At 44.1% G+C, this 13,401-nt stretch carries 19 protein-coding genes; 10 read left to right on the forward strand and 9 right to left on the reverse strand.

The features are described 5' to 3' along the window. Positions 1–15 precede the first annotated feature (15 nt). From RMO68_RS09615 to RMO68_RS09625, 3 genes are all read right to left on the reverse strand, one after another. Positions 16–1,449, reverse strand: coding sequence for a methyl-accepting chemotaxis protein (locus RMO68_RS09615; protein WP_310440534.1), 1,434 nt, complete (start codon positions 1,447–1,449; stop codon positions 16–18). Continuing rightward, positions 1,427–1,915, reverse strand: coding sequence for a PAS domain-containing protein (locus tag RMO68_RS09620; protein ID WP_310440535.1), 489 nt, complete (start codon positions 1,913–1,915; stop codon positions 1,427–1,429). Before RMO68_RS09620 ends, RMO68_RS09615 begins: the two co-directional genes overlap by 23 nt. A 247-nt stretch (positions 1,916–2,162) precedes the next feature. Next, complete coding sequence (locus RMO68_RS09625) at positions 2,163–2,720, reverse strand: hypothetical protein (protein WP_310440536.1); 558 nt, start codon at positions 2,718–2,720, stop codon at positions 2,163–2,165. A gap of 110 nt (positions 2,721–2,830) precedes the next feature. On the opposite strand from RMO68_RS09625, the gene RMO68_RS09630 reads away from it, so the two are divergent. Further along, positions 2,831–3,826 (forward strand): MoxR family ATPase, encoded by a 996-nt coding sequence (locus tag RMO68_RS09630; RefSeq protein WP_310440537.1) that lies wholly within the window; start codon positions 2,831–2,833, stop codon positions 3,824–3,826. Further along, positions 3,826–4,968, forward strand: coding sequence for a DUF2201 family putative metallopeptidase (locus tag RMO68_RS09635; protein WP_310440538.1), 1,143 nt, complete (start codon positions 3,826–3,828; stop codon positions 4,966–4,968). The genes RMO68_RS09630 and RMO68_RS09635 overlap by 1 nt, the downstream gene beginning before the upstream one ends. Here the strand turns inward: RMO68_RS09635 and RMO68_RS09640 are convergent. Genes RMO68_RS09640 through RMO68_RS09660 form a run of 5 tightly spaced genes read right to left on the reverse strand, consistent with a single transcriptional unit; the run spans position 4,961 to position 6,905 of the window. Beyond that, a complete protein-coding gene (locus RMO68_RS09640; RefSeq protein WP_310440539.1) occupies positions 4,961–5,191 on the reverse strand; it encodes a hypothetical protein in 231 nt (76 codons plus the stop codon). The two genes, RMO68_RS09635 and RMO68_RS09640, sit on opposite strands and share 8 nt — an antisense overlap. A 2-nt stretch (positions 5,192–5,193) precedes the next feature. Further along, positions 5,194–5,673 carry a hypothetical protein gene (locus RMO68_RS09645; protein ID WP_310440540.1) on the reverse strand — a complete coding sequence of 160 codons (480 nt, stop codon included), beginning with the start codon at positions 5,671–5,673 and terminating at the stop codon, positions 5,194–5,196. 20 nt (positions 5,674–5,693) lie between these two features. Further along, positions 5,694–6,293 carry a hypothetical protein gene (locus tag RMO68_RS09650; RefSeq protein WP_310440541.1) on the reverse strand — a complete coding sequence of 200 codons (600 nt, stop codon included), beginning with the start codon at positions 6,291–6,293 and terminating at the stop codon, positions 5,694–5,696. Further along, positions 6,290–6,517, reverse strand: coding sequence for a hypothetical protein (locus RMO68_RS09655; RefSeq protein ID WP_310440542.1), 228 nt, complete (start codon positions 6,515–6,517; stop codon positions 6,290–6,292). The genes RMO68_RS09650 and RMO68_RS09655 overlap by 4 nt, the downstream gene beginning before the upstream one ends. Continuing rightward, positions 6,510–6,905 carry a NifB/NifX family molybdenum-iron cluster-binding protein gene (locus RMO68_RS09660; RefSeq protein ID WP_310440543.1) on the reverse strand — a complete coding sequence of 132 codons (396 nt, stop codon included), beginning with the start codon at positions 6,903–6,905 and terminating at the stop codon, positions 6,510–6,512. Before RMO68_RS09660 ends, RMO68_RS09655 begins: the two co-directional genes overlap by 8 nt. 102 nt (positions 6,906–7,007) lie before the next feature. Between RMO68_RS09660 and RMO68_RS09665 the strand changes: the two genes are divergently transcribed. The 7 genes from RMO68_RS09665 to RMO68_RS09695 all read left to right on the forward strand — a co-directional run bounded on the left by RMO68_RS09665 (position 7,008) and on the right by RMO68_RS09695 (position 10,226). Beyond that, a complete protein-coding gene (locus tag RMO68_RS09665) occupies positions 7,008–7,898 on the forward strand; it encodes a NifU family protein (RefSeq protein ID WP_310440544.1) in 891 nt (296 codons plus the stop codon). Between the two features lie 10 nt (positions 7,899–7,908). Beyond that, on the forward strand, positions 7,909–8,355 hold the full coding sequence (locus RMO68_RS09670; RefSeq protein WP_310440545.1) for a molybdopterin-binding protein: 447 nt from the start codon (positions 7,909–7,911) through the stop codon (positions 8,353–8,355). A 10-nt stretch (positions 8,356–8,365) separates the two neighbouring features. Further along, the gene (locus RMO68_RS09675) at positions 8,366–8,740 is read left to right on the forward strand and encodes a 4Fe-4S dicluster domain-containing protein (RefSeq protein ID WP_310440546.1); all 375 of its coding nucleotides are present in this window, start codon (positions 8,366–8,368) and stop codon (positions 8,738–8,740) included. A gap of 9 nt (positions 8,741–8,749) precedes the next feature. Further along, entirely contained in the window at positions 8,750–9,142 is a 393-nt protein-coding gene (locus RMO68_RS09680; protein WP_310440547.1) for a NifB/NifX family molybdenum-iron cluster-binding protein, read from the forward strand. After that, positions 9,133–9,531, forward strand: a complete 399-nt coding sequence (locus RMO68_RS09685) for a 4Fe-4S dicluster domain-containing protein (RefSeq protein WP_310440548.1) — start codon at positions 9,133–9,135, stop codon at positions 9,529–9,531. Before RMO68_RS09680 ends, RMO68_RS09685 begins: the two co-directional genes overlap by 10 nt. Position 9,532: 1 nt before the next feature. Next, positions 9,533–9,874 (forward strand): hypothetical protein, encoded by a 342-nt coding sequence (locus RMO68_RS09690; protein ID WP_310440549.1) that lies wholly within the window; start codon positions 9,533–9,535, stop codon positions 9,872–9,874. Between the two features lie 88 nt (positions 9,875–9,962). After that, positions 9,963–10,226: a hypothetical protein gene (locus tag RMO68_RS09695; protein ID WP_310440550.1), complete on the forward strand. Its 264-nt coding sequence runs from the start codon at positions 9,963–9,965 to the stop codon at positions 10,224–10,226. Between the two features lie 3 nt (positions 10,227–10,229). Here RMO68_RS09695 and RMO68_RS09700 read toward each other — a convergent pair whose 3' ends face one another. Then, the gene (locus RMO68_RS09700) at positions 10,230–11,111 is read right to left on the reverse strand and encodes a DMT family transporter (RefSeq protein WP_310440551.1); all 882 of its coding nucleotides are present in this window, start codon (positions 11,109–11,111) and stop codon (positions 10,230–10,232) included. 92 nt (positions 11,112–11,203) lie between these two features. Between RMO68_RS09700 and RMO68_RS09705 the strand changes: the two genes are divergently transcribed. Next, positions 11,204–13,399, forward strand: coding sequence for an SLC26A/SulP transporter family protein (locus RMO68_RS09705; protein ID WP_310440552.1), 2,196 nt, complete (start codon positions 11,204–11,206; stop codon positions 13,397–13,399). Positions 13,400–13,401: the final 2 nt, after the last annotated feature.

The raw sequence follows: 13,401 nt of genomic DNA on the forward strand, positions 1-13,401 counted from the left end.
CCTCGTTTATTTTAACTATTTCATCGTGCCCTGAGCCTCTTTGAGCATAGTATCCATGATAGTAAATAATTCTTGAGAGGCATTTTCGACTTTTTGGAATCGGTCAATTATTATTGTTTTATTGTCCAATATCGCTTTTTCACTTTCGATCATTTCATCTATTTCATGAATATACGTATGGATTTTTTTGTGTGGTTCTAAAATAGTGTTATAGGATGGAAAGTGGCTAAATAGTATTTTTCCTTGTCCCGTATCGTACCATTTACCGAATCGACAATTATGATGGTCAACAACATTCCCGTCCATTTTTCGTGTATATACAGCGTTATAGGCATTCCCTTTGAAGAGTATATGGTCAATTTTTGCCAGAGTGATATAAGCAATCATTTCAATATTTCCCACAACTTTTGCGGTTTGGAGTGCATTCGTATTGAAGTCGGAGATAGAATCGGTAAAACTTTGAATCAGACTGGTTGATTTTGTAGCAATCGTATTCATGGTGTCTGAGCTGTCTTGAATCTCCGTAGTTTCCTGCTGAAGTGTTTGTATCGCGATGGATATTTCGTTAGTCGCTTTTTGTGTTTTTTCAGCCAATTTTCGTACTTCATCCGCAACGACGGCAAATCCTCTACCGTTTTCACCTGCGCGTGCCGCTTCGATAGCTGCATTGAGTGCTAATAAGTTTGTTTGATCGGCAATATCTTTAATCAGGTTGATGACGGAATTAATATCATTGGCTTTAGTGCTTAATACGTTGATAGTGTCATTGGAATTCTGGACTAATTCAATCAATTGAAAGAGGTTGTTTGTTACCTCACCAAGAGAACCGACGGTTTCTGTTGATTGTGTTGCCGTATTTTGGGAGAGTTTTGCGATATTGGATAGATTATCTAACGTATATAAAAGATCTTGCTGTATAACATCCAAACCACCGGTGGAACGGCTGATCTCAGCTAGTTTTCCGTCTAAATCAAAAAGTTTAAGCGAGTTGTGGTGATCTTTCATTTTTTCGACGTTTTGATTAATGTATTCAGCCGAGCGTTTAAAAGATCCTTTTAGACCGGATATTTGAACTTTTCGATGAAAACGGTCTTTGCTCAGTGCTTCAATGACGGAATAGGTATCATTCATGTAGACTTGAAGCTGGTCGATCATATTGTTGGTATTCCAGCAAAGTGATTTTAATTCACCTCCTTCATCAATGGAGATAATACGTGAATCCATATGCCCTTGTTCAATCTCTTTCATAACATCAGCTACTTTTTTGATGGTTGATTGAACTTTACGTATATGAATAAAGATAGCCCAAGCAATGGCAAAATTGATGAGATTCAGTAACCGAATCCAGTCAAATCCGATAGTCGCAAGTTCAAAAATGAGAGCAATTACAAAGACAATGATCGCGAGAAGATTTAAATGTTGTAATTTAGAGAGAGAGGACAAATTCATTGTAGGTGACCTTTCGTTTTTGTAACTCAGTATTCAGTAATGCTTCTCCTGATTGAACCCCTCCGCTGCGCTCTGCTTTTAGCAAAGCTTGATAAAGCGGTTTTATCGCATCTAAGGCTTGTATATCAGGTTTGCGCCGTACAGAATGGTAGGCAATGATCTTATTGTTATCATCTAAACTTGCAGTAATATGTGCAAATACCCAGTAAAAGTCTTGATTTCTGGTCCGATTGATAACATAGGCAAACACTTCTTCTTTTTGTTTAATGTTGTCCCATAAGTGTTTATAGACGGTTGCAGGCATATCAGGATGTCGTAATATATTATGCGGCTGATTGAGCAATTCAGATTCACTATAGCCTGATATCTGAACAAATAGTTCATTGCCGTATATTATTTTTCCGGATGTATCTGTTTTTGAGACAATAAATTGGTTGTCTAGAAAAAATACCTCTTTTCCAGCCATAGGGCTACTCCTCATGAATGTAAATTAATTTTGTATAGTGTCAAAAGTGAATGACTATTCATGTATGGTAGCATAGTGCTTTAATTAATATCAAGTAAATCTACTAATTTACTATGAATTTAACATTTGTGTAGCGTTAAGTAAACGAGTGCAGTGATAGTGAAGGAGATTGGCTATGAAAGAATGTCTGTTGTTTAGTATGAGAATAGATACTCATTTCCCTTATAAAAGGAAATGAACACTAGGCTTACACCGCTCCGAATGAAGCTTTTCCACCGCGTTGCAACGCTTTGATATCTTCATAGGTTTTCTCAGTCAAACGGAGATTACTGCGTAGAGTTTCTTTGACGATCGCATCGAGTTTCTCTTTGTCAGACATCTTTTTCAAATCGCCTTTTGAAAGATCGGCGATATCAAGCAAGTCGTTCCATACAGAACTTTCATCCAATGCAAAAGTATGGAATGTAATCCCCTCGTAAACGAATGAACCTTTTCCGATAATGTCAGAGACGAAAAGGAGGTATTTCCCCTCAGGAGTCAAGAACTCTTTATATTTTGCTACGAAACCTTCAAAAATGTCCAATGATGTGAGTTCACACGCCAAAAATTCGATTTTATCGGAGTTGGTAGCAAGGATAACTTGTTTAACGATCTCTTTTGGTGGGAGACTTTTATCCGGAGTAATTACTTTACCCTCAGTTACGACGAGGCATCCTCGGTAAGCGTATTTGTATGCATCGGTTGGTGCGTTGTAAACGATCATCCATTCGAGTTTGTTCTCAGCGATGTAGCTTTGGATAGACATGGGGATTCCTTCGTGATTTTATATACTTTACTCAATACAATTTTTGTTCTACCTCTTTCGTATGATAAATGCATCATGATCAACAGCAATATTGTTCAAAGGATTATATGATGAACCCTCAAAGTGCCAAACGCTCACTCGCCCATTTGTGCGAGCGGAAAGTCCCTGTTTTTTTATGGGGGCCTCCCGGGATCGGGAAATCTTCGATTGTAGCTCAAATAGCTGACGAAGCGGGTATCGGGTTTATCGATTTGCGGTTATCGCTTCTCGATCCGACGGATTTGCGCGGTATCCCGTTTTTTAACGCTAAAAACGATACGGCGATTTGGGCGCCTCCGGCATTTTTACCCGATGGGACGCAAGAGAGAGGGATACTTTTCCTCGATGAGCTTAACACGGCGGCACCGATGGTACAAGCCTCTGCGTATCAGCTCATTTTGGATCGTAAAATCGGAGAGTACCGTCTTCCTGAGGGGTGGGCGATAGTGGCGGCGGGGAACCGTGAGAGCGATCGCGGCGTCGTATTTCGGATGGCGGCACCTCTGGCGAATCGTTTTGTCCATTTAGAGATGGAGGCGAATGTCGAGGATTGGCGCAACTGGGCGATAGGCTCAGGGATTGATCCTACAATCATCGCGTATATCTCCCACCGTCCCGATGCGCTGTTCGTCTTTAATGCGGAAAGTAGATCGTTTGCAACACCGCGCACATGGCAATATGTGGATGATATCATGGCGTCCAACCCCGAAGCGGATTTGGTGATGGCGATGGTTTCGGGCGCGATAGGAGAGGAGTTGGCGGCATCGTATCTGGGGTTTCGCATGGTCGCCTCACAGCTCCCTGATCTGGATGCGATTATGGAGGGGACGTGCAGTGATGTACCGAGTGATCCCTCCGCACTTCATATCCTCAGCACGGCACTTACCATGCGGGTAAATGACTATACGGGGAACAAAAAACTAAACAATCTCATCACCTATACCCTCCTCCTCCCCGGAGAGTTTGCGGTGATGATTATCCAAGACCTCCGTGTACGGAAAATCGAACTTGACCATGTCGAGAGCTGGCCGTTGTGGATGCGCCAGTTCAACACACTCTTACGATAATGAAGAGTGAACAACTGCTCCTCAAAGCCAAAAGTCTCCTTACGGTGAAATATCCTTATTTCGGGATGCTCGCTTCACGGTTAAATTTTGAGCCGAGCGACGCTCTATCGGGATATGCGAGTAACGGGAAGCGGTTTATCTATAATGTGGAGTTTTTAGAGCGTCGAAGTGTGGAGGAGGTGATGTTTATCCTCACCAATGCGGTGATGCATCATGTCCTCTCCCATCAGCAACGCAAGCTTAATCGCAGAGGACGGTTATGGCAGTTAGCGACCGATTACGCCATTAACAATCTCCTCTCCAAAAGCGGTTTGCGTATTCCTGTGGGGGCAAACTACAATAAAGAGTATGAGCTAATGTACGCCGAAGAGATCTACGAGGCACTCAAAAATGATCTTAACCTCGGTGAGGGGGATGCCTTCGGCGAGAGCGGTGATACTCCGCCGGAAAGTTCCGTGATGGAACAGGATGATTCTCAAAGTTTTAGTAACATTGACGGCATTACGGATATTTTAGAGGTGGAAGATGAATCGCAGTGGCAATACGCCGCGTCGATTGCTCAGGAGGTAGCACAGCGCAAGGGGGCTATGCCGCTAGGGCTGGAGCGGTTGGGGAAAAAAGTGAAGCCTGCCGATGTGGATTGGCGGTTTGAACTCTACAATGCCGTCAATCGTCATATGCGTAACAACTACGCGTTTATGCCCCCGAATAAAAAGCATATCCACCGTGGTATCGCTCTTCCCTCGCTCACCAGTGATACCCTGAGTCTGTGTGTCGCGGTCGATACAAGCGGTTCGATTGATGATCAGCTATTGGGGGCATTTATGGAGGAGTTCAAAACGATCATGCAAAACTTCCCCTCGGTGAAGATTGAGCTGATTATCGCCGATGCAAAAGTACACGCGCACCATACCTTTATCAGCGGAGACAAGATGGATTTCCCTCTCAAAGGGGGAGGGGGGACGGATTATCGTCCGACGTTTGATTACGTCGAGGCGAATCTCCCCATGACGACGATGTTGCTCTATTTTACAGACGGTGAGGGCTCATACCCCCGAATCGGGCCGAATTATGAAGTGCTATGGGCGCTGTCGCGAAAAGCGAAGGTACCGTTTGGGAGAGCTTTGGTGATATTTAACTAAAATGGTCGGTGTAGTCGCAAGAGGCATCGATTTCAATACACTCTTGTACCGATTTTTTTAAATCTTCTCTATAGTCGATCAATATGGCTGAGTCGACATGACACGCGGCAGCGATAGCGGCTATTTCCTCTCTACTGATATCAGGATGACGCAACCGCTCGAAGTTATCGGGAGAGATCTCGATACGAACGGTTTCGTTTAGGTTGCAGAGGGTGAGGATCATCCTTATAAACCTTGGAGGGCTTCGTTGATTTGTTCCAGTGCGAGCGATTTGGCGTTTTCAACCTCTTTGTTATCCCACCAGTAATCGATGATCGCGTGTTCGATCTGCTCCAGCTGATCCATACGAAGATTAGCAAAGACTTCATAAGAGCTGATCTCCTCTTTACTGATCCCTTTGGTGAGGGCAAGTTTATTAAGGGTTTCGATGATGCTCTCTTCCAGGGGTTTCGGGCTGATCTCGGTACGCGCTTGATCGATCCACGCACGGATCTCCTCTTCGAGATAGTCATGTCCCCATACCTGATAACACAACACACGATTCGGACTATAGACGATTTTTTCCTCTTCTCCTAAAACATCACTCGTTTTTACCTCACCGTCATAGAGGTAGACTTCAATCCGTTCATTTTCTCGCAGGGTACACGCCCGCTCAAATGCGGCTCGCGCATGTTTCAACACTTCACTTCGTAGGTTTTCATTCATCGTTATTATCTCCTTGAGGTTTAATTCATATACGGTATATCGAGATGGGAATCTCGGTCGGATGCTTCGTAATCAAAGGTGTTCACCTCAACAATAGAGGCTAACTTTTTCTCCAATACGATTCGCTGCAACGGATGTAACAGTGTAGCATCAATACGGTGTTTAATCACACTTCGGTAATGCATCGTAATGATCGGATGCCAGCGGTGTTGATTCTCCGTAAGGCGTTCGATAAAGTTTTGGAGAGCTTCACGGTCATCACTCTCGATTCGGGGAAGTTTACGCATAACATTACGAACGAATTGTTTCGTAAAATAGGGTTCTCCAATTTTCAGTAACTCCGATGTCGCATCGATATCGGCAACGTTTTCACTGTAACTGTAGGCGTATCGAAAATGTTCACACACCGCTTCGATGTATTTCGGGTAATGTTGAAGCACCATAACCAAATGGGTCAAATCCTGATCGATCAGTACCTGAAAAAGGGTGATCGTATTTTTCCCCATGCTTGCCCAATGAGGTTCTCCGCTTTTGATATTGTCTTTCTCCAATATCCGTCGGTATTGCTCAATCTCTCCGATATCGGTGAGGAGACGTGCCGAAGAGGAGAAACTGCTCATGAGGCTCTTGAGGGTGCGTTATGGTAATCCCATAGCCGTTTATAATGACTGTCGAGTTCACTAAGTGTCGAATCGACGGTGATAAGCTCATTGGTGTGTTCAAACCGTTTGCTGTGCGCTTCATACCATTGTGCCATTTCGGTTTTAAGTGCATTACGTTTGGCGACGGTCTCAACGATGAGTCTGCGAATCTCTTCCATTTCGCTCGTAATGATCTCAGTCATGGCTGCACCCACATTCGCATGCTCCCGCCGCGGTTCCGGGATCGAGATATTGGTCGGCATTTTCAGGGGTAACTCTCATCAGAGACTCCGAGAGGGCAGAATCAATCGCTTTAGATAGCACCATCGGCTCCTTACCTAACCAATAGACTTCCATTCCTCCGCGAACCATAACATGAAACGGCCCGTCACCTAAAAAACCGTATAAAGCGGAGGTGGCCCCTTGCTCTAACAAAAACGATGCGGTTTTAATACCGTTACCGCACCCTTCATTGGAGATAATCGTACTTTTTTTAGTGAGTGGATCGACTAGTGCGAAAAGTTTGGCATTGCCAAACAGTTTTGTACTCATCGTATCGGGTGTATCAGTTTCGACTGGAATAGCAATCATCTTTGCCCCTTCGTGTCTAAATTTAAATAGCAAAATGCATTTTTTATTCTCTACGATAGAACGATGGTTGCATATTAGCTTTAAAAGTGAGGTAACAGACACATGGACGAACTTCGTACCCATTATCACTATTTCAGCAATGAAGAAGGGGATGGCTATGAGATATACAGCTGTGATTTCCCTGAGGTCAAAGGGTATGGAGAGACGTACGACGAAGCGATGAGTGATTTACGGCAAAATTTAAAACGAAATGAGGGGAAGAGAATGGAAGCAGAGTCATTGATGGAGACTGCGATTACCGCTTACGACGCGAAAGATTATAGTAAAGCTAAATCCATTTGGGAAAGCCTAAGTAACACCAATACCGATGCTATGGTAAATCTAGGGACGATGTACGTGAAAGGGTTCGGGGTAGCTAAAGATATCAAAACGGCATATAAGCTTTTTGATCGTGCGGCGGCACAAGGGCATGAAGTCGCTTCGTTTTATCTCGGTGGTATGTATGAAAACGGAATCGGTGTGAGCGCAGATAAAGAGCAATCGATCCGTTATTACACGGTTGCCGCAGAGGCCGATATGCCAACCGCTCAGCTTAAACTTGGGATTTTACTTCGTAATGATGATGTTTTAAACTCTATGAAATGGATGATTAAAGCCGCTCACGCCGGAGAAGCACAAGCCCATTCTCTCCTAACGTATGTTAGCAATATGTCTGAAGCAAGCGACATAAATGTCGCATTTCGGATGATGGATGAATCCTCTCAGCGTGCCAAGATCGAAATGGTGATTAACGATAACCTCGGTCCTATTCTCGCGAGTGACGGCGGCGGGGTAGAACTTGTCAATTATGTAGGCGGTGATACCCCAGAAATTTGGTTACGTTATCTCGGAGCCTGTTCGGGATGTCATCTGGGGCCTACTTCGACGGCAGGGATGATACTCGAGCAGTTTGAAAATGTTATTGATAAAAGAATAGTGATTTATCTCTGGTAGGAGGGTTTTCATGAATACGTTTTCGGCACGGGTGGAAGATATTAAAAGTGATCCGTTTTTTAGCTGTATCACGGTGCGGGTTAATAATACCGATTTGAAATTGCTGAAAACCGAAGTACCCAAATGGCTCCGTATCGGGGATGAGGTCGAATGTCGTGTCCAAGAGGCGGCGATAGCAATCTGTACGGGAGACAAAGAGGGGAGTGTTTCCATCGAAAACCACCTCAACGGCGAATTGCAACATTTTCGTAAGGGTACGGTTTTGAGCGAGGTGAGTGTCGATACACCGTGCGGAAAACTCAATTCACTTATTACGACCGATGCATTTGAGAGGATGGAACTTTGTGAGGGGTGCAATGTGACACTCCTTTTAAAAGCAGTAGATATCAAACTCACGCCGATGATTAACACCACCTCGTATGAAAAATGCAAAGACCAATTGTATAAAACTAACTAAGGAGCTTATTATGGCTGTATTAATAACTGATTCTTGTATTAACTGTGACGCCTGTATCGACGAATGTCCGGTATCGGCAATCGCGAGTGAGGGTGATTCACCGCGTGAAGATTGGGAATATACTTATGTTAAACCGGAAAAATGTATCGAATGTGTCGGTCATGCGACTACACCGGCCTGTGCGGCAGCCTGTCCTACTGAGGGGTGTATCGTTTGGGATATGCCTTACACGGCTGAATTCAATGATTATTACGTCAACAGTTCAGAGTATGTGATCAGCGAGTCGAAAAAACGGGGTCTTCTCTCTCCTGAAGTCTCCCCGCAAACGTTCCGTGATGATATCTCTATCGCTATGCGTGAAGCACGCGAAGCGGTAGCGGTCTAAGGGTCGATTATGCTCATCGCATTTGCTTCATCTGACGGTGTGAGTGTCAATCAGCATTTCGGATGGTCGAAAAGCTTTGAGCTTTATCGGGTCACTGCCGAGAGTGCCGAATTTGTCAAAACCCTTGATAGTTCAGAGGATGAAATCGCGGATGAACATGAAAAATTAGCGTATAAAATAGGTACGATCAATGAAGCAGATATCCTTTATTGCTCTGCAATAGGGCCTACCGCTTCAAAAATGGTACTGGCTTCAAAAATATATCCGGTACGCTCTGGGGAAAACGATCGAATCGATGAGACGATTGCAAAACTCCAAGAGTTATTATTGGGCAATCCGCCGCCATGGTTGTTGCGTATTGCACACACTTCTAAAGATAAGGAACTACTCTCATGTCAGTAATTATCAATGATACCTGCATCACTTGTGATGCGTGTTTGCAACAATGTCCCGTCAACGCGATTGTGGATGATACTTCCAACCCTACAGGGAAAAAACAATACTACGTTCAGCCTGATAAATGCGTTGAATGTGTCGGTATTTACGATGATCCTCAATGTGCGGCGATTTGTCCGAGTATCGGATGTATTACGTGGGATATGCCTTTTACCGCTGAGTTTGATGAATATTTTCGTAATGAAGAGATCTATAAACTCGGTGTCAACAAAGAGGGGAAACTCAAATCTCCGACGTACAAAGAGAAAAGCTATCGTAAAGATATTCCTCTCGAAGAACGGGGCATCGGTAAACTTGTCCAAGAAGAGCCTGAAGAGTTAGAAGAAGTAGGCTAATGTGACTCCTATTGCGAAAGTCGCCAGCGATCTCGATCCCTTTGCTTGTGATTGCGCGGTGACGGTTGCTCTTAAAATCACCGATGATTCGTGTAAAATGGACGAAGAACAGCGCGCCCTTTTTATGGCACTGTATGATCACCTTTCGCCGTATAAAAGCACACTTTTCGATGATACTATTCATGAACTGATTCATCAGGGACGAATCAACCCTACGGCAGCTTTGTATACGCAGATTAAAAAAGAGCGTGAAATGGCGATGGCAGTGATTACTCAAGAAAAGATGAAAATGTTCAAAGCTTCCGTGCGAGGCTCACTCCTTATCGCACAACATACTACCTAATACAATCAATCTTATTTCATTTACATATGTTTAACATTACATTGTAGAATGTGTTTCAATCAATTTTAGTCTATCTAAAGGGGTGTAAATGCGATTTTTTTTCTACGCTATCATTTTTGCCATTGTATTTTTAGTTTTTAAAGCATTTTTTTTAGATGCGTATCTCCAAGAAAGAGGTAACATCGAATCCAACAATTCTACCGAAACGGTTCAGGAGGGTAATACTTCGCTTCTGTACACTAACAATTTGATGGGCGAGAAAAAAGAGAAAGAGAGGATGGATAAAGAAGAGGTTATGCCGTTGGATAAACTCGGCAATAGCATTGCGGATAAAATTGCGGATAAATTGTAAAATTTATTTTTGCCGAGAGAGTAAAATACCGCTTAGAATGATCAAGATACCTCCCGCAATCACCATCGGTGTGGGGAGAACATCTCCTAAAAATATTCCAAACAATGTCGCAAACAAGACAACAGAATAACTGACCGTACTCACAATTCCCGCTTTGGCATAAAAATAAGCACGGGTCATATAGATTTGTCCGTATGCGGCGGCAATTCCCATTAGGGCAATCCAAAGCCAATCCATCCCCATCGGCATTACAAAAGGGCTAAGGGCAAACGCAAACCATTCGGAGGTTGTGTATTCAGCCGCTAGCATCAAGAATATAGGGATTATTGCCCCTGATATCATAAACGAGAGGACAACGGTTCGCTCATCATAATGGGCTTTGAGACTACGTACACTCGTATACGCCAATGCGGAGAGAAATCCCGTCAATATTCCCATAATATGCAAATACCCCATCTCCATGCCGCTGAGCATGACTACCCCTGCGAATCCGATGATCACAGCGATAACGGCATGGGATTTTAACTTTTCACCTAATAGAAAAAAGGCGAGCAATGCGGTAAAAATCGGCTCGGTTTTGGCATAAACGATAGCATTGGAGAGAGTAGTAGCACTGATCGTGTAAAAAAAGGTGAGCAGCGCTACCGTTCCGACTACCCCTCGGAATATGAGGGTAAGGGGTTTACCGCCGACATTGCGGATCGGTTTTCGTAAAACAAACATGCCGATAACGGCTAAACCGATACTATTGCGCCAAAAGGTTACTTCGACCGATCCCATAGAACCTGAGAGGAGTTTAGCGAATACCATCGTGAGGGCAAATAAAAACGAAGCGATGAGCATAAAAAATATGCCGCGGCGGGTATCGGTGGAAGATAAAATCATGGTGTGATTGTAGCATGATATTGAAATCCAACCGCTAATTTTAGATACAATAAAATACTTTCTATGATTTGATTAGGTATTGGATTTTTTTGATGTTTAAAAGAGAAAATTTTTCAGGTGATTTTTGGGGCGGAACGGCGGCGATGTTGGTGGCATTGCCCGCAGCCATCGCGTTTGGGGTAACGATTTACGCGGTTATCGGCGGACATTACGCTGCATACGGTGCGGTAGCCGGTATTTTAGGGGTAGCGGCGATAGGGATTGTGGCGGCACTCATGGGGGGGACTGAGCGATTAATCTCTGCTCCGAGCGCTCCTGCCGCGGCCGTTTTAGCGGCTTTTGCGCTTCAATGCCTTAACAGCGGTATCGGACCGGATCTTCTGTTTGTAATGCTTATGATCGTCGCTTTTTTAGCGGGATTATTTCAGATACTCTTCGGGGTTATCGGATTGGGGAAACTGATTAAATATATGCCGTTTCCTGTCGTCAGCGGGTATCTCAGCGGTGTAGGGCTTTATATTTTCGCGTCACAAGCTCCAATTTTTTTAGGGCTTCCGCAGGGTACCCATTTTTGGGACGCTTTTGAAATCGTCAATGGGTGGAAATGGCAAAGTATTGCGGTCGGTTTGATAACGATTATAACGATGCTCTATGCAGATAAGATATTTCGCGTTATCCCTGCCGTTATTACCGCATTGGTAATCGGTGTCGGAGCCTATTTTACTCTGGGCTTGATCGATCCTTCGTTGTTTCAAGCGAACAACGCTTTTGTTATCGGTGAGCTAGGGGGGAGTGCGGGAATCAATTTTGTCCAAATGTTTACGGGACGTTTTGAAACCCTCCTCTTTATCGGATGGGAAGAGATGGCGTTTTTATTTTTTCCCGCATTGACGTTAGCGGCATTGTTGTCGATTGACACGTTAAAAACGTGTGTTATCCTCGATTCGATGACCCACTCTTTTCACGACTCTAATAAAGAGCTGATTGCGCAGGGTTCGGGGAACATCGTTTCGGCACTGATCGGCGGTATGCCGGGTTCAGGGACAATGGGTGCGACGATGGTCAATATCTCCAGCGGTGCAAAAACACGTCTTTCGGGATTGATAGAGGGGATTATGGCGGTTGTTGCATTCTTGGTATTGGCAACGTTTATTGCATGGATTCCTGTCGCAACTTTGGCCGGGATATTGATCGTTATAGGCTTAAGAATGATTGACCGACACAGCATAAAATTATTGCAATCACGTCAGACGGCTCTCGATTTTTTCATTATCGTTGCGGTTGCTTTTACGGCACTCTCTATTAGTTTGATTGCGGCGGCGGGAGTAGGGCTTATTTTAGCCGTTGTCCTGTATATCGCTCAGCAAATCGGTGCGTCGGTCGTGTATCGCCATTTTGACGGAACCGAAGCGAGAAGTAAGATCGTCCGATGCAAAGAGGAGGAGAACCTTCTACGAAACAACGGAAATGATTTCTCGGTGTATGAGTTGCACGGAAGTCTTTTTTTTGGAACGGCCAATCAACTTTATACCATCTTGCAAGATGACTTGCAACACAAAAAATACATTATTATGGATATGAAGCGGGTGCAGACGGTTGATCTGACGGCGGCACACATTTTGTTACAAATCAAAGATATTCTTCATGATCGTGAGGGCTATCTCCTGTTGTGCCGACTGCCGCATAAATTGCCGAGCGGAGATGATTTAGAGAACTATTTCAACCATGTCGGATTACTGAAACACTTGAGTCCGATCAAAGTTTTTGATGATTTGGACGATGCAATCGAATGGGCCGAAGATAAAATTATCAAAGAAGGGCTACTGGAGCAAAAAGGGGAAGAACTTCTGGATCTTAGCAATTTTGATCTCTTTAAAGGGCGAAAAGAGGAGACGTTGGAGGAGATACGGAGTCTTGCCGAAATCCGAACGTACAAAAAAGGGGAAATGATCTATTCCGAAGGGGAAGGAAGCGGAGAGATTTTTCTGATTCGTCGGGGTTCGGTGCGGATCATGCTCCCTTATCCGGGACGAAAAAGCGTTCATCTCAGCACATTGGGTCAAAACAATTTTTTCGGAGAATTCTCATTTTTGGAGGGTGCGCCTCATTATACCGATACCGTTGCCGCCAGTGATACCGATTTGTATTGCATTTCGCGTGAAGCGTATGATCTGTTCTCCAAACATCATAAAAAAGCGTCGCTCCATTTTATGCAAAGTCTCGCGGCTGTTTTAGCGGAGAGGCTGCGTCTAACCCGTTCAGAACTCGGTGATGAATATGATGTATAAGT

The sequence above is a fragment of the Sulfuricurvum sp. genome, from assembly GCF_031427015.1.
GTDB lineage: Bacteria > Campylobacterota > Campylobacteria > Campylobacterales > Sulfurimonadaceae > Sulfuricurvum.